We start from the raw sequence: 19,882 nt of genomic DNA, 5'->3' as shown, positions 1-19,882 counted from the left end.
CATGAGCCGCCTGGTGCAGCCGAAACAGTCGGAGAACGAAGTCGAGCGACATGCCACTCCGGCATCCACCACACGCATCTTGCTTTTTTGTAAAGTGCCGGTCATGCGGACGGCGTACAAGTGCCGGGCCTACCCCGACCCTGAGCAGGCGGCCATGTTCGGCCGCACGTTCGGCTGCGTCCGCCTGGTCTGGAACAAGACACTTGCCGAACGCCGGCGCGCCTACCGCACCGACGGCAAGCGCACCTCCTACAAGGAGACCGACGCCGCGCTGACCATGTGGAAGAAGACCGAAGAGCTGGCGTTCCTAAGCGAGGTGTCGTCGGTCCCTCTGCAGCAGGCACTGCGGCACCAGCACGCCGCGTTCGCCAACTTCTACGCCGGACGCGCTCGCCACCCGCGATTCAAGTCGCGGCACTCCCGCCAGTCCGCGCATTACACCCGCTCGGCGTTTCGGATGAAGAACGCCGAGTTGTGGATGGCCAAGAGCACTGCGCCGCTTGAGTTCGTGTGGTCGTTCGACGATGTGGACCCGGCCACCCTCACCCCCACCATGGTGGTGATCTCGCGTGATCCGGACGGCCGCTGGTACGTGACCTTCGCTGCCGACATCGACACCCCCGAAGCCCTGCCCGCCGCCGGGCACGCCATCGGCATCGACCTGGGCGTAAAGGACTTCGCCGTCACCAGCGACGGGGACCGTGTCGCCAACCCCCGGCATCTGGAGCGCAAGGCCGCGAACCTGGCTCGGTACCAGCGGCGGATGGCCCGGAAGCAGCCCGGGTCGGTCAACCGCCGCAAGGCCAAGGAGAAGGTCGCCCACGCCCGCCGCAAAGTCCGGAACGCCCGGCGAGACTTCCTACACCGCACCAGCACCGACCTCATCCGCCGGGTGGACGTGATCGTGATCGAGGACCTCGCGGTCGCCAACATGGTGCGCAACCGCAGCCTTGCCCGTGCCATCTCCGACTGCGGGTGGGGAGAGTTCCGCCGCCAGTTGAAGTACAAAGCCGAGCGTGCCGGGCGCACCCTGGTCGTGATCGACCGGTGGTACCCCTCGTCCAAGACCTGCTCGGCCTGCGGCCACCTGCTGGATGAGTTGAGCCTGTCGACCCGGCGCTGGACGTGTCCGGGCTGCCGCACCCGGCATGACCGGGACCACAACGCGGCCAAGAACATTCTTGCGGCTGGTCGAGTCGCAGCCGGAGGCGGCGCCTCCGGCGATGTCTGTGGAGCTGATGTCAGACGGCAGGGGTCCTCCCTTCCGCGGTCGGCCGCGAAGCAGAAACCCCTACAGCGCGAGCCGTAGGAGTCCCTCCCCGCGGGGAGGCGACGAAGTCAACTGGTATCCGAACGGAGCGGACGCGTGAGCAAGTACCTGCTGAACAAGTTCCTCTACACCGTCGACCGCGACCCCATCCTCGTCGAGCGCTACCGGGAGGAGCCGGAGGCGACCGTGGCCTGGTGGGAGGAGGAGCAGGCCAACCGCATCATCAACTGCCACGGCGGCGAGTCGTCCACCTGGCTGCGGTTCGAGGACGACGAGCGGGCGGCCCTCGCCGGGCACGACTACCCGAAGCTGTTCGAGCTGGGCGCGCACCCGTTCCTGACGCTGACGCTGTTCATCGCGATGTTCGAGCGCGACCACGCCGAGCCGCTCGGCTTCCAGCTGGAGTACGCGCGGCGGCTCGGGCACTTCGCGCTCCCCTACCCCGACATCGCGACCTGAGCCGATGCGCGCCGCGGAGATCAGGGAGCCCGGCCGCCCGCCCGTCGTGGCGGACCGGACGCCTCCCGTGCCGGGGGACGGCGAGGTCCTGGTGGACGTCCTCGCCGCGCCCATCACGCCGCTCGACCTGCTGTGCGCGAGCGGGACGTCCTACTTCGGGACGCCCGCGACACCGTACGTGCCGGGCGTCCAGGGCGTCGGGACGTCCGGGGGCCGGACGGTCTGGTTCCCGTCCCCGGCCGGGATGGCGCCGGGCGACGGCAGCATGGCCGAGGTCGCGGCCGTCCCGGCGGCGTCGCTCGTCGAGCTGCCGGACGGCGCCGACCCCGTGCGGCTGGCGGCGCTCGGGCTGTCGGCCGTCGCCGCGCACATGGCGCTGACCTGGCGCGGCGAGCTCGCCGCCGGCGAGCAGGTCATCGTGCTCGGCGCGGGCGGGGTCGTCGGCCAGGCCGCCGTGCAGCTCGCGCGGGCGGCGGGTGCGCGGCGGGTCGTCGCCGGCGCCCGGTCGCCGGACGCCCGGGCGCGGGCGGCGGCGGCCGGCGCGGACGCGGTCGTCGCCCTCGACACCGCCGACGTCGCCGAGCTGGCCCGGCGGTTCGCGGACGCCGCCGACGGACCGGTGGACCTGGTCCTCGATCCGCTGTTCGGCGCGCCGGCGGCGGCAGCGGCGCGGACGCTGCGCCCCGGCGGGCGGCTCGTCAACCTCGGAGGCTCGGCGGGCGAGACGTGCCCGATCGACTCCGCCACCCTGCGCGGGAGGTCGCTGCGGCTGCTCGGCTACACCAACAACGAGCTGTCGGCGGAGCAGCGGGCGGCGTCGATCGCGTTCGTCGCGGAGCGGTCCGCGTCCGGGAGCCTGGCCGTGGCCCACGAGACCGCGCCCCTGGAGGACGCGGCGGACGCGTGGCGGCGCCAGGGCGACGGGACGGCGGCGGGGCGGATCGTCCTCACCCCGCGGTGACCTGGGGGACGGTCTCCAGCCGGGCGAAGTCGGCGCTGATCTCCCCCGCCGTGTGCAGCAGCAGCGGCAGGTGCTCCTCCAGCAGTTGCTCGACGGGCGTCTCGGCGGCATGGGTGTTGACGTTGATGCCCGCGATGACCTTGCCCGAGCCGTCCCGCAGCGGCGCCGCGACCGAGCGGATGCCGCGGGCGAGCTGCTCGTCGGTCAGCGCCCAGCCGCGCGCCCGCACCTCGCGCAGCTCCGCGTCCCGCTCGGCTTTGGTGAGGTGGACGCGCGGCTCCAGCCCGGAGCGGGTCGGCTCGGCGAGGATCCGGTCGACCTCGGCGGGGTCGAGCGCGGCGAGCTGCACCTTGCCGAGCGAGGTCTGCAGCGCGGGGAACCGGGTGCCGATCTGCACCGCCAGCGCGACGATCTTCGGGACGGCGACGCGCGCGACGTAGACGATGTCGGACCCGTCGAGCTGCGCGATCGAGCACGACTCGTTCGTCCGGGCGACGAGCCGCTCCATGTGCGGGTGCGCCACGTCCCACAGGCCCATGGACCGGACGTAGGCGACGCCGAGGTCGAGCACGCGCGGGGTGAGCGCGTAGCCGCCCTCGCCCGCCCGGACGTAGCCGAGCTCCTGCAGCGTGAGCAGCACGCGGCGGGCGGTCGGCCGGGCGAGCCCGGCGGCCTCGGCGACCTGCGCGAGGGTCATCACCGGCCGCCGCGCCTCGAACGCGGTGATGACGTCCAGGCCCCGGGCCAGCGCCTCGATGAAATCCGGTCCGGTGCCTTCCCGTGGCATCGATCATCCCCTCGCCGGCCGTCTCAGATCACTCGGCTGTCCATCATACGGACATGTGACCGGAGGTCCGCGACCCGCCCCTGTCGGGGCGTGCCGCGGACCCGGGCGGTGGAGGGTGCGGCCGGGCGGCGGGAGCGGACGCAGAGCGGACAGCCCGGCCCGGCGGGATGGGGCTAGGGGATGAGGCTAGGGGATGAAGCGGAAGATGCCCTGGAGGACGCAGGCGGGCTTGTCGGCGTTCTCGATCTCCACGACGAGGTCGGCGGTGACCTGGACGCCGCCGGCGACGTCCGCCACGTCCCCGAGGGTTCCGGAGAGGCGGATGCGGGAGCCTGCCGGGACGGGGGCCGGGAAGCGCACCTTGTTCAGCCCGTAGTTGATCTTCGTGGTGACGCCGGTGACGTCGAGCAGCTCCGTCCACAGCGGGATGACCAGCGACAGCGTCAGGTAGCCGTGCGCGACCGGGCCGCCGAACGGGCCGTCCTTGGCGCGCTCGGGGTCGACGTGGATCCACTGGTGGTCGTCGGTGGCGTCGGCGAAGGTGTCGATGCGGGACTGGTCCACCTCCAGCCAGCGGCTGGTGCCGAGCGAGCCGCCCGCCAGGCTCTTCAGGTCCGCGTACGCGACGGTCGTGCTCATGCCTCCTCCTCGCCCGCCGGAGCCAGGCCCAGGGCCCGCACGGCGTTGTCCTTCAGGATCTTGGGGCGGACGTGCGGCTTGATCTCCAGCTCCGCGAAGTCGCGCCGCCACCGGTCCGGGGTGATGACCGGGTAGTCGGAACCGAACAGGACCTTGTCCTGCAGCAGCCCGTTGGCGTACCGGACGAGCTGCGGCGGGAAGTACTTCGGCGACCAGCCGGACAGGTCGATGTAGACGTTCGGCTTGTGCGTGGCGACGGCGAGCGCCTCGTCCTGCCAGGGGAACGAGGGGTGCGCCATGATGATCGTCAGTTCGGGGAGGTCGACGGCGACGCCGTCCAGCAGCATCGGGTTGGACAGGCCGAGCCGGATGCCTCCGCCGCCCGGCATCCCGGCGCCGATCCCGGTCTGCCCGGTGTGGAACAGGGCCGGGACGCCGTGCTCGGCGGCGACCTCCAGCAGCGGGTACGCGCTGCGGTCGTCGGGTGCGAAGCCCTGCAGCGACGGGTGGAACTTGATGCCGCGGACGCCGCGCTCCTCGATCAGCCGGCGGAACGTCCGGGCGCCGGCGCGCCCCTTGGCCGGGTCGATGCTCGCGAACGGGATGAGCACGTCGGGGTGTTCGGCGGCGCGGTCGGCGATCTCCTCGCTGGAGATGGCGGGGTGCCCGGTGGCGTTCTCCATGTCGACGGTGAACACGACGGCCGCCGTCCGCCGCTCGCGGTAGTAGGCGGCGATCTCGTCGATCGTGGGCGTGCGGTTCTGGTCGGCGCCGAAGTACTTCGCCGACGCCTCCATGAACTCCTCCGGCAGCGACAGGTGGCCGTGCCCGTCGGCCTCGACGTGGACGTGGACGTCGATCGCCTCCAGCGCGGCCAGGTCGAGGCCGCTCACGCGGCGCCCTCCGGCGCCGCGGGGAGGTTCTCCCCCACGCTCTGCTCATGCTCGGCGAAGACCGCCGGCCAGACCCCGGCGATGTCGGCCGCGGCCCAGCCGCCGTCCCGGTAGGCGGCGACGGCCTGGGTCGGGTGCGTCCAGAGCGAGAGCCGGTCGCCGCCGATCCCGATGGCCTGCCCGGTGATGCCGGACGCGGCGTCCGAGGCGAGGAAGGCGACCAGCCCGGCGGCGTCCTCGGGGGTGCCGAAGGCCAGCGCGCGGCGCGCGAACGGCGGCATGGCGCGGCCCTCCCGCATCGCCGCCACGTAAGGCGCGAGCGCGGGGATCGTCTCGGTCATCGCGGTGGCCGCGACGGGCACGACCGCGTTGACGGTGACGTTCGCGCGGGCCAGCTCCATCGCCCAGGTCCGGGCGAACCCGACGATCCCGGCCTTGGCCGCGGAGTAGTTCGTCTGGCCGAAGTTGCCGCGCTGCCCGGCCGGCGAGCCGACCAGGATGAGCCGGCCGCCCTCCCCCTGCTCGCGGAACCGGACCGCCGCCGCGCGGGCGCAGGTGAACGTGCCCTTCAGATGCACCCGGACGACGGTGTCGAAGTCGTCGTCGGTCATCTTCCACAGCACCCGGTCGCGCAGGACGCCGGCGTTGGTCACCATCACGTCGAGCCGGCCGAACTCCGCCACGGCCCGCGCGACCAGCGCGTCGGCGGCCTCGGCGGGGCCGACCGCGGCGGGGTGCGCGACGGCCCGCCCGCCCGCGGCGGCGATCCGCGCCGCGGCCGCCCCGGCGGCGCCGGCGTCCGCGTCGTTGACGACGACGGCCGCGCCGGCGCGGGCGAGTTCGCCGGCGTAGGCGAGGCCGAGGCCCCGGCCGGCTCCGGTGACCACCGCCACCTTCCCGTTCAGCTCCATTGCCACCCTTCCGATCCGCGTTGTGCCCTAGAAGCTAGATTCATTGCTGTCGCTCGTCAAGATTTGATCGAATAAAGTAGGACGCGGCCGGAGACCGGGGGCGGCATGGTGGGATGTCCAGCGACGGCGCCGTCCCACCGATGGCGGCGTCCACCGATGGCGGCGAACGGCGACGACGGAGGGACGGGGCATGACCGGCGAGCAGGACGACGCGTCCGCGAGCGCACGGCCGCGCCGGCGCGCCCCGCAGCAGCTGCTGTTCAGCTTCCTCGGCTCGCTCGTCCTCGACCGCGGCCTCCCGCCGATCAGCTCCCGGGTCTTCCTGCACCTGCTGGAGGACCTCGGCGTCGCGGAGGCGGCCGGCCGCGCCACGCTCGCGCGGATGACCCGCAAGGGGCAGCTCGCCCGCGTCCGGGAGGGCCGCACCGCGCGGTTCTCGCTCACCCCGTGGGCCGAGGAGCTGCTCCGCGAGGCCACCCCCCGGGTCCGCTCGGCGGAGCCGTTCGCCCACCCCGGCGGCGAGTGGACGCTGCTCAGCTACTCCATGCCGGAGAGCCGCCGCGACCTGCGCCACCAGATCCGCGCCCGGCTGATCTGGGCCGGCTTCGGCGGGCTGCGCGACGGGCTGTGGATCGCGCCCGGCCGGGTCGACATCGACGCGATCTTCGCCGGCCCCGCGTTCGCCGGGCTGGCGGAGCTGGCCGACGCGTTCTACTCCGTCCCGGTGGAGGGCACCGACGTGCCGCGGCTGCTGCGCCGCGCCTGGGACGTCCCGGCGATCCGCGCCGAGCACGAGTCGTTCATCGCGACCTGGACGCCGGACCGGGAGCGGCGCGGCAGCCCGCTCAGCCGGCTCACCCTGCTCGGCGCCGACTGGCTGCAGCTGCTGCGCACCGACCCGGGCCTGCCCGCCGAGCACCTGCCCGCCGACTGGCCCGCGCCCGCGTCCACCGCCCTGTACCGGGAGCGGTTCGCCGCCCTCGAACCCGACGCCGCCGACCAGCTCCGCACCCTGCTCGCCGCCGACGCCGGCCGCCGCTGAACCGGCCGGGCGGCGGCACGTACCGCTTGCCGTGCCACGCCGAATCCGGGCTGAGGATTTCCGCGCGGCCATTTAAGGAATGGCCGAAAATGCGGCCGCCGGACGAGTCCGCACGGTGATCTGGCGGCCCGGCGCGGCGCCCCGTACGTTGGCTGCGTCGGTCATTCGGGAGCCGCCCGCGGGTGCGCTCCGACGCGTCCGTGGAGAGGGCAGCAATGGAGAATCCGCTCGTCATCGATCCGTCCGGCGGCGACGTCCAGGGAGAGGCCGCGAAACTGCGGGCGCGCGGCCCGGTGACGCTCGTGGAACTGCCCGGCGGCGTCGTCGCGTGGGCGGTCACCGGCCAGGAGCAGCTGAAACGCCTGCTCGCCGATCCGCGGGTGTCGAAGGACCCGAATCTGCACTGGACGAAGTACATCGACGGCGAGATCGCCGAAGACTGGCCGCTGCGCCTGTGGGTCTCGGTGCGCAACATGTTCACCGCCTACGGCGAGGACCACCGCCGGCTGCGCGCCATCATCTCCCGGGCGTTCACGCCCCGCCGCACCGAGGCGCTCCGGCCCGACGTCGAGCGGATCACCGCCGGCCTGCTGGACGGGCTCGCCGCCGCCCCCGGCGGGCGCGCCGACCTGCGCGAGGCGTTCGCCTACCCGCTGCCGATCGAGGTGATCTGCCGGCTGTTCGGCGTCCCGGAGGAGACGCGGCCGAGCCTGCGCCGGTGCGTGGACGGCATCTTCAACACCGCGCTGACGGCGGAGGAGGCCATCGCCAACCAGACCGAGATGTACGGCATCCTGCAGGACTTCGTCGCGTTCCGGCGCCGCGAGCCCGCCGACGACCTGGCCGGCGTGCTGATCTCCTCCCGCGACGAGGACGGGTCGCGGCTCAGCGAGGAGGAGCTGGTCGACACGCTGATCCTGATGATCTCCGCCGGGCACGAGACCACGGTGAACCTGCTCGACCAGGCGATCACCGCGCTGCTGACGCATCCGGAGCAGCGCGCGCTCGTCCGGGCCGGGTCGGTGCCGTGGACGGAGGTGATCGAGGAGGCGCTGCGCTGGCAGCCGCCCGTGGCGAACCTGCCGCTGCGCTACGCCGTCGAGGACATCGACGTCGACGGCGTCACGATCGGCAAGGGCGAGGCGATCCTCGCCGCCTACGCGGCGGCCGGGCGCGACCTTTCCCTGCACGGCGACAGCGCCGACGCCTTCGACATCACCCGGGCCGTCAAGGAGCACATCTCCTTCGGCCACGGCGTGCACTTCTGCGTGGGCTCGCCTCTCGCGCGGATGGAGGCCGAGATCGCCCTTCCGGCGCTTTTCGCCCGCTTCCCGGATATGGAGCTCGCCGTCGATCCGGGCGAGCTGCGGCCGGTCGAGTCGTTCATCTCCAACGGGCACCGGTCGCTGCCGGTCAGGCTGAATTCCTGAGCTTTCGCCGCGCTTTTCCCCGGCCTGCTCGCGAGACCGGGGAAAAGCGCGGGACGGCCCGCGGACGCGTCAGCCGGCGTCGCGGCGCGCCCTGGCCCGGCGCTTGCCCTCGTGCATCGCCTGGACCCGCGCGATCGGGATCGTGTGCCCCTCCTCGACCAGGTCGGCGGGCAGGGGCTGCGGCACCGGCATGAGCTCCGACCACGGGTCGCGGTCGCCGAGGACGCCGAGCGCGTTCCGGATCGTGAAGTCGGCCGGGGCGACGCCGTCGAGGTCGTCCCACGCGACGGGGAACGAGACGGGCGCACCGGGGCGGATGCGCGGGCTGTAGGCGGCGGCGACGGTCGCGCCTCCCGCTCGGGTCGAGTCGAGGAACACCTTGCCGCCGCGGTCCTCGCGGATGAACGCGGTCGTCGCGAGCTCCGGGTCGAGCCGCTCGGCGCGGGCGCCGAGCGCGCGGGTGGCGGCGGCGACGTCCTCGACCTCGGCCGTGCCGTCCAGCGGGACGAACACGTGCACGCCCTTCGCGCCGCTGGTCTTCACCGCGCCCGCCAGCCCGCAGTCGTCCAGCGCCCGCCGGACCAGATGCGCGGCCCGCACCGCCGCGCCGAACGCGTCGGCGCCCGGCGGGTCGATGTCGATCACGAGGTGGGTGGGGCGGTGCGGCGCGTCCGCGCGGAACAGCGGCGGGTGGTACTCGACGGCGCGCTGGTTGGCGAACCACAGCAGGGTGCGGCGGTCGTCGCACAGCGCGTACGACACCTCGCGCCGCGACGTCTCCGCCCACACCGTCACGGTCCGCACCCAGGACGGGGTGTACTTCGGCACGTTCTTCTGCATGAACGGCTTCTGGCCGCGCAGCACGCGGATCACCGACAGCGGACGCCCGGCCAGCTGCGGCACGAGGCGCCCGGCGACGGCGTCCAGGTAGTCGACCAGGTCGCGCTTGGTCGCGTCGGCCCCGTCGAACAGGGGCTGGTCGAGGTTCGTCAGCCGGACCCCGTCACGCTCCTCATCGGCGCTCACCCCACCACCATCGCACGCCCGTCCGATAGACCCGCTCAGGCCACGGGGACGAGGGACGCGCTCACGCGGGGCACATGGCCGGCGGCGCAGGTGTGGGACGCGATGTCGGCGCCGACGCCGAGCGCGGTGGGGACGAGCCGGTTGGTGCGGAAGGCGATGCCCGGGTCGCGCAGCATCGGGTTCGCGCCCGGGATCACCTCGGCGAGCAGCACGAACGTCGGGTCGATGACCTTGGTGACGCCGTCCTCGTCCTCGACCTCCACCCAGGCGTGCACCAGGTCGGGCAGGCCGACGACCCAGCCGATCCGCGTCGTCGCGGGGATGCCCTCCTCGCGGCACAGCCGGGCGATGTAGCGGCTGGCCGAGCCGCAGCTGGCGAACCCGCGCGGCACGAGCGACTCGTCGTCGCGCATCGCCTCGGGGAGGCGCAGCCAGCGCAGCTCGGCGCCCATGAACTCGCGCAGGATCGCGCGGAGCGCGGGCGAGCGCAGCACCGGGCAGTCGCCGACCGTCCGCAGGACGGCGGAGAGGGTGAGCGCGGGGCCGGACGCGCGGGCGGTCGCCGCCGTCCCGGCGTGCTCGTTGCGCGCCGCGCCGGCCGGGTGCGCGCGGACGTGGCGGACCCGCCCGCCGTAGGCGCCGGTCCGCGGCCGGGCGAGGGTGTTGCGGGCGCCGGGGCGGCAGCCGTCCGGGGAGCCGCAGGCGACGCGCAGCTCGAACCGGGAGACGCGCGGCGCGATGAGGTCCTCGCAGGACGCGCGGGTCCAGCGCAGGGCGGAGGCGACGGTCCGCTCGATCCCGGTGCGGCCGGAGCCGGAGTAGAGGGCGATGTTGAAGATGTCCCGGGAGTCGAAGCGCTCCCGGCCGCGTTCGCCGGTGGCCGGGAGGCCGTGCCGGACGAGGTCGGTCAGGGTGGCGTCGGGACAGGCGAGCATCGCGGCGGCGTCGGCGCGGCCGGTGTCGGGGCGGTGGTGCTCGGGCGGGATGACGAGGAGGCCGTCCAGGGTGCGCAGCAGCGGGTGAGCGGTGGCCCGGCCCATGTCAGCGCTTCACGAACCGGTAGTCGGACGGGTCGAGGGTGCGGGTCCGGCGGCGGTAGGCGAGCATCGATCCGGGCCAGTTGCTGGCGTTGCGGCGGCCGTCGCGCAGGTACCAGCTGGTGCAGCCGCCGGCGTTCCAGACCGTCCCGTCCAGGCGGCGCTGGAGACGTTCGTCGAACTCGGAGAGCACGCCCTCGCGGACGTCCATGTAGAGCACCTCCGGGTCGCGCAGGGCGCGGACGGCCTGCACGATATAGGCGATCTGGCTCTCCAGCATGTGTACCACTGACCCGGAGCCCACGTTGGTGTTGGGCCCGTACATCAGGAAGAAGTTCGGGAAACCGGCGACGGTCAGGCCGAGGTAGGCGCGCGGGCCGTCCTGCCAGGCGTCGTCCAGGGCGCGTCCGTCCAGGCCGGTGACGCGCATGGGTGCGACGAAGTCGTGCGACCGGAAGCCCGTGCCCATGATGATGGTGTCGACCTGGTGGGCGGTGCCGTCCGCGGTGACGACCGCGTCGGGCGTGACCTTCACGATGGGGCTGGTGACGACGTCGACGTGCGGCAGGTCGAGCGTCCGGTAGTAGTCGCTGGAGACCAGGACGCGCTTGCAGCCGAGTTCGTAGCCGGGCGTGAGGTCGCGGCGGGTCCGCTTGTCGCGCACCGCCCACCGGGTGGTGCGGCACAGCGCCCGGATGTGCGCGGACAGCACCCGGCGGCCGCGCGGGGAGATCAGCATCGGGTTGAGCAGGGCCTCGAACCAGAGGAACACCCCGAGCCTGGACAGCCGCTGGAGGACGGGGAGCCGGCGGTTGAGCCGGGAGCGGAGGCGGGGGTAGCGGCGGTCCCACTTCCAGCCGACCCACTGCGGCTCCCGCTGGAAGACGGTGAGCGTCGCGGCGTCCGGCGCGATCCGCGGGACGAACTGGACGGCGCTCGCCCCGTTGCCGATGACGGCGATCCGCCGTCCGGCGAGGTCGTGGCCGTGGTCCCAGCGCGCGGAGTGGAACGCGGTGCCGGCGAACGTCTCCAGGCCGGGGATGTCGGGCAGGGCCGGGCGGCTGAGCTGGCCGCACGCCGAGACCAGGACGTCCGCCGCGAACTCCTCGCCGGCGGCCGTCCGGATGGTCCAGCGCCCGGTCGCGGCGTCGAAGTCGGCGCCGGTGACCTCCGTCCCGAACCGGAAGTGCTCGGTGACGCCGTTCTTGCGCGCGCAGTCCCGCAGGTAGTCGAGGATCTCCGGCTGCGGCGCGAACCGGCGCGACCAGTCGTGCTTCGGCTCGAAGGAGTAGGAGTACAGGTGCGAGGGGGCGTCGCAGGCGGCGCCGGGGTAGGTGTTCTCCCGCCAGACGCCGCCGAGGCCGTCCGCCCGCTCGAACACGGTCAGCTCGGTGCACCCGGCGCGTTTCAGCGCGATGGCCAGCCCCAGCCCGCTGAACCCGCTTCCGACGATCGCGACAGACGGCCCGCTCATGCCAACGTCCCTTCACCGCCACCGCCCGTCAGCCTAACCGCTCATTGGCGCATCGCCAATAGACGTCCGGACGGCGTCCGGCAAGCTGCGGAACGGGGGCCGGACGCGCGGTCAGCGCGGGCGCCAGGGCGACTCCGGGGAGGTCGGACGAGGGTCGGCGGCCACCTGGAGCGCGTAGGTCGGGGACGCGGCGGCCTCGACGGGGCCCAGGTAGCCGTGGCCGGTCAGATGGCACCAGGCGGGCAGGTCGATGGGAGCGGCCGGGTCGCTGGCGATCAGGTGCACGACCGTCCCGGGCGCGAGGCCGGCGAGGTGCCCGCGCAGCTCCAGCAGCAGGCGCACGCAGGACCGGTCGCCGCCGTCGATGACCACTGGGTCCGCGCTCATTCCCACACCCCCGGTTCTAGCAGGCCGCAGGGTGAAATATAGGGGTTTGCCCCCACCGGGCCGCCGGTGGGAGGGCGGGCGTGAACTCTCAGCGCCCGGTTCGCATCCGGTAAGGGAAACTTCAGGAAGGACGACCAGACTGGCGCGAGGCACGCCGATCGTCCGGATGCGCCCCGCCGCGCACCCGCCTCCGCCCGGAGCGCGCGGAACGCCCGAACCCCGCTGGGGACGGGCTTCCGGGGTCCTTCAGATGCGACAAACCAGGACGAATCTCAAGTGAACGAGTTCGTCGCCGATATGGGCGAGGGAGGTCCTAGACTTGAACCTTTCTTTCAGGTTCCGTCCAGGATCGGGGCTTACAGTCGCAGTGAAGTACCCCCCGTTGTCATCCAGGTGAGGAAACCGATTTGGGGCGGACCATGGAGCTCGGAGTGGCACGTGTGGAGATCACGGACACCTGCGGGACGCTGACGTTCCCGGACGAGGTCGACCTGAGCAACGGCGAGGCGATCCTCGAGCAGGCCGTGCGGCTCCTCGACTCCGGGACGCCCGCCCTCATCATCGATCTCAGCGGCTGCACGTTCTGCGACTCCAACGGGCTCAACGTCATCACCCGCTCGCAGATGCGGGCGAGCGAGCTGGGCGTCCCCATGTGGGTGGTGCTGCCGGCGCGCGGGCTCGTCCGCCGGGTGTCGGACGTGGCCGGGCTGCAGCGCCGCGTCGCGATCGCGCCGGACGTGGCGACCGCGCGGGAGGCGCTCGCCGCGCACCGCTAGCCGCCCCCGTCGGCCGCCGCTAGCGCTCGCCGCTACCGCTCGAGGACGCGGTCGATCCAGGTGTCGGCGGTGCCGAGCAGGAGGCGGCCCGCGCCGAGGACGCTGGCGTCGCGGCCGGCGCGCGAGGTGGCGATCTCCAGGTTGCGGGTGGCGAGCGGCAGGCAGCGCTCGTAGATGACGCCCCGGATGGTGGCGACGAGGGGTTCGGCGTTCGACAGGCTGCCGCCGATGACGAGCGCGTCGGGGTTGAAGAAGTTCACGAGCGCGGTTAGCACGTCGCCGATGAGCCGGCCGGCGGTGCGGACGGCGCTGGTCGCCTGCGGGACGCCGTCGGCGACGAGGTCCACGATCTCCGACGGGTGCTCGACGGCGATGCCCTGCGCGGTGAGGGCTGCGGCGAGCGCCGCGCCGCTGGCGTGGGCCTCCAGGCAGTCGGGGTGACCGCAGGAGCAGTCGACCGTCGCCTCCGACAGGATCCGCACGTGGCTGATGTCGCCCGCGGCGCCGCGGCCCCGGTGCAGCCGGCCGTCCACGATGACGCCGCAGCCGATGCCGCTGCCCAGCTTGATGACCATGAGGTTGTCGAGGGACGGCCAGGACCGGCGGTGCTCGCCGACCGCCATGAGGTTGGCGTCGTTCTCGACCAGGACGGGCACCCCGGTCTGCCCGGCGACGTGGTCGCGGACGGGGAAGTCGTTCCAGCCGGGCATCCGGGACGGCGAGACGACCTGGCCGGTCGCGGGGTCGACGGGGCCGGGCAGTCCGATGCCGATGCCGCGGACCGGGACGTCCGCCAGCCCGTGCTCGCGGGCCAGCGCGCGCAGGCTCCGCACGACCAGGGTCAGCGTGGCCTCGGGCCCGGCGGCGATGTCGCAGCGCAGGTCGGACACCGCGAGCGGCGTCCCGGCGAGGTCGGCGGCGGCGAGCCGGGCGTGGTGCGCGCCGAGGTCGGCGACGAGGAGGACGCCCGCCTCCCGGGCCAGCCGGAGGCGGCGGGGCCGCCGGCCCCCGCGCGAGGCCCCGGCGCCCTCCTCGGCGAACAGGCCGGCCGCGATGAGCTGCTCGACCCGCAGCGAGACGCTGGAGGCGGCGAGCCCGGACAGCCGGGCGAGCTCGGCCCGCGACTCCGCCCGGCCGGTCGCCACCAGCCGCACGAGCGCCGCCGGTCCGTCGTCCCCTCTGTTACGCACCCCAGATAGATAGCATGCGCGAACTTGGTACAGCAACGTGTTGACTTACGTCGATTTTTACATCTATCGTCGCGCTTGGCTTCGATATCGAAGGAAGTTGGATCGTAGGTGACCGAATGATCGAGGTGCGCGGGCTCAGCAAGCGCTTCGGCGGCCACACCGCGCTGCGCGACGTCGATCTCGACGTCGCGCGCGGCGAGGTGGTCGTGGTGATCGGCCCGTCCGGGTCGGGCAAGTCCACGCTCTGCCGGTGCCTGAACCGGCTGGAGACGCCGGACGAGGGCGTGATCCGCATCGACGGCGAGGAGCTGCCCGCCGAGGGGCGCGCCCTCGCCCGCCTGCGCGCGGACGTCGGCATGGTGTTCCAGTCGTTCAACCTGTTCCAGCACAAGACCGTCCTGCAGAACATGACGCTCGCGCCCACGCGGGTGCGCGGGCTGTCGCGCGCCGAGGCCGAGCGGCGCGGCCGCGAGCTGCTCGACCGGGTCGGCATCGGCGAGCAGGCGGACAAGCTGCCCGCGCAGCTGTCCGGCGGCCAGCAGCAGCGCGCCGCGATCGCCCGCGCGCTCGCGATGCGGCCGAAGGCGATGCTGTTCGACGAGCCGACCTCCGCGCTCGACCCCGAGATGGTCGGCGAGGTCCTCGACGTGATGACGGGCCTCGCCCGCGACGGCATGACGATGGTCGTCGTCACCCACGAGATGGGGTTCGCGCGCAAGGTCGCCGACCGCGTCGTGTTCATGGCGGACGGCGAGGTCGTCGAGTCCGGCACCCCGGCCGCCTTCTTCGACTCCCCCGCCACCGACCGGGCCCGGGACTTCCTGGCCAAGGTCCTCAGCCACTAGTGGCACCCCCGGCGCGCCGCCCATGGCACGCCACCCGAGAAAGGTTGATGATCATGGTAGGTACCCCTGCGGTGCTGCGGCGGGCGGCGGTGGCCGCGGTCGCGGCACTGTCGCTGACGGGCCTCGCGGCCTGCTCCGGCGGCGACTCCGACTCGGCCGTGCCCGGCGCCGGCGGCGGCAAGACCGACGACCTGCTCGCCTCCGCCCCGGTCGCCGCCGACCTCCCGGCCGGCTCCACCATGGAGAAGATCAAGCAGCGCGGGGAGCTGATCGTGGGCGGCTCGCTGGACGCGCCGCTGCTGTCCCAGCAGAACCCGGCGACCAAGAAGGTCGAGGGGCTGGACGCCGACTTCGGCCGGCTGCTCGCCAAGTACATCATCGGCAAGCCCAACGTGAAGATCGTCAACTCGGCGTCGGAGACGCGCGAGGCGCTGCTGTCCAACGGCACCGTGGACGTGGTCTTCCAGACCTACAGCATCACGCCGGAGCGCGCGAAGCAGGTCGCGTTCGCCGGGCCGTACTACAGCTCCGGCCTCGTCATCGCCACCAAGAAGGACGAGACGGGCATCAAGACCCCGGCCGACCTGAAGGGCAAGACGGTCATCGCGGGCGCCAACACCCCGGCGATCCCGGCGATCAAGAAGGCCGCCCCGGACGCGAAGATCGTCACGTTCGGCAGCGACCCCGAGTGCGTCCAGGCGCTCAAGCAGGGCCGCGGCGACGCCTACGTCCAAGACCAGGCCGTACTGCTCGCCACCGCGAAGCAGGACCCGAGCGTGCAGATCCAGGGCGAGCCGTTCACCGAGGACCCGTACGGCATCGGCCTCAAGCACGGCGACGCCCAGATGAAGCAGTTCGTCAACGACTGGCTCAAGAAGATCCAGGAGTCCGGGCTGTGGGCGAAGGTCTGGAAGAACTCGATCGGGACGGTCGTCCAGGGTGACGCCCCGCAGCCGCCCGCGATCGGCTCCGCGCCGGGCTCGGAGTAACCCCTCCTCCCATGGACGTCATCACCGACCACCTCGGGGAGTTCGGCGACGGGCTGCTGCTGACCGTCGAGCTGACGCTGCTGGCGCTCGCCGGCGCGCTCGCCGCCGGCGTCCTCGTCGCCGCGATGCGGGTGAGCCCGGTGCGGGTGCTCCGCGCCGCGGGGATGGCCTACGTCGAGCTCCTGCAGAACATCCCGCTGCTGGTCTGGCTGGTCATCGCCGTGTTCGGGCTCCCCGAGATCGGGGTGATCGCCGGGCTGTTCACCACCTCGGTCGTCGTCATCGCCCTCTACCAGGGGGCGTACATGGCCGAGGCGATCCGGTCCGGGATCAACGCGGTACCGGCCGGGCAGGGCGAGGCCGCCCGCGCGCTCGGGCTGACGTTCGTGCAGTCGCTGCGGCTGGTCGTCCTCCCGCAGGCGCTGCGGACGGTCGTCCAGCCGCTCGGCAACATCGCGATCATGACGCTGATGAACACCGCGCTCGCGGCGGCGGTCGGCGTGGTGGAGCTGACCGCGGCCGCGAACCGGGTCAACCTCGCCGAGGCGCAGCCGATCTGGATCTTCGTGACGGCGGGCCTGGGCTACATGGCGCTGTCGGGGGTCTTCGGGCTGGTCACCGGCGGCCTCGAACGGAAGCTGGCGATCCTGCGATGAAGAAGACCGCGGACTCCGGGAACTCCGCGCGGCTGCTGTTCGACGAGCCGGGGCCGCGCGCCCGCCGCCGCATCCGGATCACCACCGCGCTGACGCTGCTGGGCGGCGCCGTCCTGGTCGCGCTCGCGCTGCGGCAGTTCGCCGACAACGGCCAGCTCGCCGCCGACCGGTGGCGCCCGTACGGGACATGGGTCATGTGGCGGTACCTCCTCGAGGGACTGCGCTCCACCCTGTACGCGGCGGCCGTGTCCATCGCGCTGGCCATGGCGGCGGGCATCCTGCTCGCGCTCGGCCGGGTCTCGCCGTCGCGGTGGCTGCGCGTCCCGTCCGCCGCCTACGTCGAGATCGTCCGGACGATCCCGGCGCTGCTGCTGGTCTACGTCGTGCTGTTCGCGCTGCCGAAGTACGGCGTCGACCTGCCGCTGTTCTGGAAGCTCGTCGTGCCGCTGTCGGTGTCCAACGCCGCCGCGTTCGCGGAGATCTTCCGGGCCGGGATCCGGTCGGTGGAGCGCGGCCAGCTGGAGGCGGGTCTCGCGCTCGGCCTGAACCGCGGCCGGGCGATGCGGCTGATCGTGCTGCCGCAGGCGGCGCGGCGGGTGCTGCCGTCGCTGGTCAGCCAGTCCGCCGGGCTGCTGAAGGACACCTCGCTCGGGTACGTCGTCAGCTACGCCGAGCTGCTCTACAGCGGCAAGGTCCTCGCGAACTACAACCACCTGCTCATCCAGACCTACCTGGTGATCGCGCTGATCTACCTGGTGATCAACGCGTCGCTGGCCAAGCTCGCGCGGACGCTGGAGGCGCGGCAGCGCCACCGCCCGTCCCGCGCCGGCCGGGCCCCCGTCCGGGAGACCGTCCCGGCGGCGCAACCGTAACGAAGGAAGTCATGTACGAAGTGCTGGCCGAGGTCGTCCGGAACGGCTTCGTGGAGAGCCGCCACTACGGCAGCGTCGCGGGGCTCGCCTCCGACGGCTCGCTCGCCCACGCGCGCGGCGTCCCGGACGAGACCGTCCTGCCGCGCTCCACCACGAAGCCGTTCCAGGCGCTCGCCTGCCTGCGGGCCGGCGCGCCCCTCGCCGGGGAGCGCCTCGCGATCGCGGCGGGCAGCCACACCGGCGAGGACTTCCACGTCAAGACGGTCGAGGCGATGCTCGCGGACGCCGGCCTCGGCGTGGACGCCCTGCGGTGCCCGCCGTCCTGGCCGGAGGACGAGCCGGCGAAGGCGGCGCTCATCCGGGCCGGCGAGGGCGAGTCGCGGGTGCGGATGAACTGCTCCGGCAAGCACGCCGCCATGCTCGCCGCGTGCGCCGCGAACGGCTGGCCGGTCGACACCTACCTCGACCCGTCGCACCCGCTGCAGCTGATGGTGCGGCAGGCCATGGCGGACGCGTCCGGCGAGGAGCCGGCGCCCGTCGCGATCGACGGCTGCGGCGCGCCGCTGTTCGGGCTGACCCTGACCGGCCTGGCCCGCGCCGCGCGCTCGCTCGTGCTGTCCGAAGGCTCCCGCCCGGTCGCGGACGCGATGCGCGCCCACCCCGAGTACGTCGGCGGGACGGGGCACGCCAACACCGAGTTCATGCGGGCGCTGCCCGGCACGGTCGCCAAGGGCGGCGCCGAGGGCGTGTTCATCGCCGCGACCGCCGACGGCCGCGCCGTCGCGGTGAAGGTCATCGACGGCAGCCCCCGCGCCACCACCGCCATCGCGCTGCGCGCGCTCGCCGCGCTCGGCGCCGACACCAGCCCGGCCGACCCGCTCGGCGCCGTCCCGGTCCTCGGCGGCGGGCGCCCGGTCGGCGAGATCCGCACCACCGAGGAAGGACGTTCGTGAGCCTCACCTACGAGATCTGCATCGACAGCGTCGCCGGCGCCGTCGCCGCCGAGAAGGCGGGCGCGCACCGCGTCGAGCTGTGCGCGGCGCTGTTCGAGGGAGGGCTCACCCCGACCCTGGGCACGGTCCGCGCCGCGCTCGCGGCCGTGTCGTCGATCAAGGTGCACGTCATCATCCGCCCGCGCGGCGGCGACTTCATCTTCGACGAGCACGAGGTCGCGGCGATGGAGCACGACACGGCCCTCGTCCGGGAGGCCGGCGCGGACGGCATCGTGATCGGCGCGCTGACCCCGGAGGGGAGGATCGACCGGCCGGTGGCGGAGCGGCTCATCGCGGCGGCGGGCGGCCTGCCCGTCACCTTCCACCGCGCGTTCGACATGGCCGCCGACCCGTTCGGCGCGCTGGAGGAGCTCATCGACCTGGGCGTCGCCCGCGTCCTCACCTCCGGGCAGGACGTGAGCGTGCTGGAGGGCGCGCCGCTCATCGCCGAGCTGGTCGAGCGCGCCGGCGACCGCATCATCGTGATGCCGGGCGGCGGCGTCACGGACCGCAACGTCGCGCGGGTCGTCGCGGCGACCGGCGCCCGCGAGATCCACTTCGCCGCGCTCAGCGAGGAGCCGAGCCCGGCCGTGCACCGCAACCCGTACCCGTTCATGGGCGGGGAGCTGCGGCAGCCGGAGTACCGGCGGCTCGTCACCACCGGCGCCGGCGTCGCCTCGGTCATCCGCGCCGCCGGCTGACGTCCCGGCCGGGCCGCGCGCGGCCCGCTCCCCCGGCACGGCAGTTCTTTGCATGATCTTGTCGCGCCGGGGATGGCCGGAGGTTGCGGACGGGGCATGGATGTCTGCGACCGGCGCCGGAGGGACGGCGCCGAGAGCGGGAGCGGGCACATGCAGGTGAAGCTGGAGGCCGAACTCGGGCGCATTCCGATTCTGGACGTGTCGCCGGTGGTGGGGTGCGGCCGGTGGCCGGCGAAGGCCGTGGTGGGCGAGACGGTCGAGGTGTCGGCGACGGTGTTCCGGGAGGGGCACGAGCGGCTGGGCGCGGCGGTGGTGCTGCGCACGCCGGACGGCGAGGAGCTGCCCGGTGAGCGGATGGCCGAGGTCGGCGCGGGGCTGGACCGGTGGTCGGCGCTGGTGACGCCGACGGAGCTGGGGTCGTGGTCGTTCCGGGTGGAGGCATGGGGCGACCCGATCGCGCACTGGTGGCACGACGCGCAGATCAAGGTGCCCCGCGGCCAGGACGTCGAGCTCATGCTCACCGAGGGCGCGGCGCTGTTCACCCG

The 19,882-nt window shown here is 73.4% G+C and carries 22 protein-coding genes; 13 read left to right on the top strand and 9 right to left on the bottom strand.

The genetic code is table 11. The features are described from left to right. The first annotated feature begins 103 nt into the window (after positions 1-103). The 3 genes from ETD96_RS05960 to ETD96_RS05950 are packed head-to-tail and all read left to right on the top strand — an operon-like array spanning position 104 to position 2,690. Entirely contained in the window at positions 104-1,309 is a 1,206-nt protein-coding gene (locus ETD96_RS05960; protein WP_138635276.1) for an RNA-guided endonuclease InsQ/TnpB family protein, read from the top strand. Positions 1,310-1,366: 57 nt separating this feature from the next. Continuing rightward, positions 1,367-1,729 (top strand): hypothetical protein, encoded by a 363-nt coding sequence (locus ETD96_RS05955; protein ID WP_138635257.1) that lies wholly within the window; start codon positions 1,367-1,369, stop codon positions 1,727-1,729. Between the two features lie 4 nt (positions 1,730-1,733). Next, positions 1,734-2,690 (top strand): quinone oxidoreductase family protein, encoded by a 957-nt coding sequence (locus tag ETD96_RS05950; RefSeq protein WP_138635256.1) that lies wholly within the window; start codon positions 1,734-1,736, stop codon positions 2,688-2,690. Here the strand turns inward: ETD96_RS05950 and ETD96_RS05945 are convergent. The 4 genes from ETD96_RS05945 to ETD96_RS05930 all read right to left on the bottom strand — a co-directional run bounded on the left by ETD96_RS05945 (position 2,677) and on the right by ETD96_RS05930 (position 5,920). After that, positions 2,677-3,477, bottom strand: coding sequence for an IclR family transcriptional regulator domain-containing protein (locus ETD96_RS05945; RefSeq protein WP_138635254.1), 801 nt, complete (start codon positions 3,475-3,477; stop codon positions 2,677-2,679). The two genes, ETD96_RS05950 and ETD96_RS05945, sit on opposite strands and share 14 nt — an antisense overlap. 186 nt (positions 3,478-3,663) lie before the next feature. After that, positions 3,664-4,116 (bottom strand): MaoC family dehydratase, encoded by a 453-nt coding sequence (locus ETD96_RS05940; protein ID WP_138635252.1) that lies wholly within the window; start codon positions 4,114-4,116, stop codon positions 3,664-3,666. Continuing rightward, positions 4,113-5,009 (bottom strand): amidohydrolase family protein, encoded by an 897-nt coding sequence (locus ETD96_RS05935; protein ID WP_138635250.1) that lies wholly within the window; start codon positions 5,007-5,009, stop codon positions 4,113-4,115. The genes ETD96_RS05940 and ETD96_RS05935 overlap by 4 nt, the downstream gene beginning before the upstream one ends. Next, positions 5,006-5,920: an SDR family NAD(P)-dependent oxidoreductase gene (locus ETD96_RS05930; RefSeq protein ID WP_138635248.1), complete on the bottom strand. Its 915-nt coding sequence runs from the start codon at positions 5,918-5,920 to the stop codon at positions 5,006-5,008. The genes ETD96_RS05935 and ETD96_RS05930 overlap by 4 nt, the downstream gene beginning before the upstream one ends. 190 nt (positions 5,921-6,110) lie before the next feature. On the opposite strand from ETD96_RS05930, the gene ETD96_RS05925 reads away from it, so the two are divergent. Together ETD96_RS05925 and ETD96_RS05920 are read left to right on the top strand one after the other, a co-directional pair. Then, positions 6,111-6,962, top strand: a complete 852-nt coding sequence (locus ETD96_RS05925; protein WP_138635246.1) for a PaaX family transcriptional regulator — start codon at positions 6,111-6,113, stop codon at positions 6,960-6,962. 215 nt (positions 6,963-7,177) lie between these two features. Continuing rightward, positions 7,178-8,392, top strand: coding sequence for a cytochrome P450 family protein (locus tag ETD96_RS05920; protein ID WP_138635244.1), 1,215 nt, complete (start codon positions 7,178-7,180; stop codon positions 8,390-8,392). Between the two features lie 69 nt (positions 8,393-8,461). Here ETD96_RS05920 and ligD read toward each other — a convergent pair whose 3' ends face one another. From ligD to ETD96_RS05900, 4 genes are all read right to left on the bottom strand, one after another. Beyond that, positions 8,462-9,418, bottom strand: coding sequence for a non-homologous end-joining DNA ligase (ligD, locus tag ETD96_RS05915; protein ID WP_138635242.1), 957 nt, complete (start codon positions 9,416-9,418; stop codon positions 8,462-8,464). Positions 9,419-9,453: 35 nt separating this feature from the next. Further along, on the bottom strand, positions 9,454-10,458 hold the full coding sequence (locus ETD96_RS05910; protein ID WP_138635241.1) for a transglutaminase-like domain-containing protein: 1,005 nt from the start codon (positions 10,456-10,458) through the stop codon (positions 9,454-9,456). A 1-nt stretch (position 10,459) separates the two neighbouring features. Beyond that, positions 10,460-11,929, bottom strand: coding sequence for a flavin-containing monooxygenase (locus ETD96_RS05905; RefSeq protein ID WP_138635239.1), 1,470 nt, complete (start codon positions 11,927-11,929; stop codon positions 10,460-10,462). Between the two features lie 111 nt (positions 11,930-12,040). Beyond that, complete coding sequence (locus ETD96_RS05900; RefSeq protein ID WP_138635237.1) at positions 12,041-12,316, bottom strand: sulfurtransferase TusA family protein; 276 nt, start codon at positions 12,314-12,316, stop codon at positions 12,041-12,043. 431 nt (positions 12,317-12,747) lie between these two features. On the opposite strand from ETD96_RS05900, the gene ETD96_RS05895 reads away from it, so the two are divergent. Next, the gene (locus tag ETD96_RS05895; protein ID WP_171068878.1) at positions 12,748-13,092 is read left to right on the top strand and encodes an STAS domain-containing protein; all 345 of its coding nucleotides are present in this window, start codon (positions 12,748-12,750) and stop codon (positions 13,090-13,092) included. Between the two features lie 32 nt (positions 13,093-13,124). Here the strand turns inward: ETD96_RS05895 and ETD96_RS05890 are convergent, their stop codons facing one another. Next, on the bottom strand, positions 13,125-14,282 hold the full coding sequence (locus ETD96_RS05890) for an ROK family protein (protein ID WP_205719123.1): 1,158 nt from the start codon (positions 14,280-14,282) through the stop codon (positions 13,125-13,127). A gap of 116 nt (positions 14,283-14,398) precedes the next feature. Here ETD96_RS05890 and ETD96_RS05885 point away from each other — a divergent pair, with 116 nt between their 5' ends. From ETD96_RS05885 to ETD96_RS05855, 7 genes are all read left to right on the top strand, one after another. Beyond that, the gene (locus ETD96_RS05885) at positions 14,399-15,127 is read left to right on the top strand and encodes an amino acid ABC transporter ATP-binding protein (protein WP_138635233.1); all 729 of its coding nucleotides are present in this window, start codon (positions 14,399-14,401) and stop codon (positions 15,125-15,127) included. A 53-nt stretch (positions 15,128-15,180) separates the two neighbouring features. Further along, a complete protein-coding gene (locus ETD96_RS05880; protein ID WP_205719122.1) occupies positions 15,181-16,116 on the top strand; it encodes a glutamate ABC transporter substrate-binding protein in 936 nt (311 codons plus the stop codon). An 11-nt stretch (positions 16,117-16,127) separates the two neighbouring features. Further along, entirely contained in the window at positions 16,128-16,772 is a 645-nt protein-coding gene (locus tag ETD96_RS05875) for an amino acid ABC transporter permease (protein WP_138635229.1), read from the top strand. Next, a complete protein-coding gene (locus ETD96_RS05870; protein WP_138635227.1) occupies positions 16,769-17,644 on the top strand; it encodes an amino acid ABC transporter permease in 876 nt (291 codons plus the stop codon). The genes ETD96_RS05875 and ETD96_RS05870 overlap by 4 nt, the downstream gene beginning before the upstream one ends. Before the next feature lie 11 nt (positions 17,645-17,655). Next, complete coding sequence (locus ETD96_RS05865; protein WP_138635225.1) at positions 17,656-18,597, top strand: asparaginase; 942 nt, start codon at positions 17,656-17,658, stop codon at positions 18,595-18,597. Further along, positions 18,594-19,337 carry a copper homeostasis protein CutC gene (locus ETD96_RS05860; protein WP_138635223.1) on the top strand — a complete coding sequence of 248 codons (744 nt, stop codon included), beginning with the start codon at positions 18,594-18,596 and terminating at the stop codon, positions 19,335-19,337. The genes ETD96_RS05865 and ETD96_RS05860 overlap by 4 nt, the downstream gene beginning before the upstream one ends. A gap of 150 nt (positions 19,338-19,487) precedes the next feature. Continuing rightward, positions 19,488-19,882, top strand: a 395-nt coding sequence (locus ETD96_RS05855; protein ID WP_171068877.1) for a maltotransferase domain-containing protein, incomplete at its 3' end; no start/stop codon positions are given.

It is taken from the genome of Actinomadura geliboluensis (assembly GCF_005889745.1).
Taxonomy (GTDB): domain Bacteria; phylum Actinomycetota; class Actinomycetes; order Streptosporangiales; family Streptosporangiaceae; genus Spirillospora; species Spirillospora geliboluensis.
This window is presented reverse-complemented; position numbering and strand designations above follow the sequence as displayed.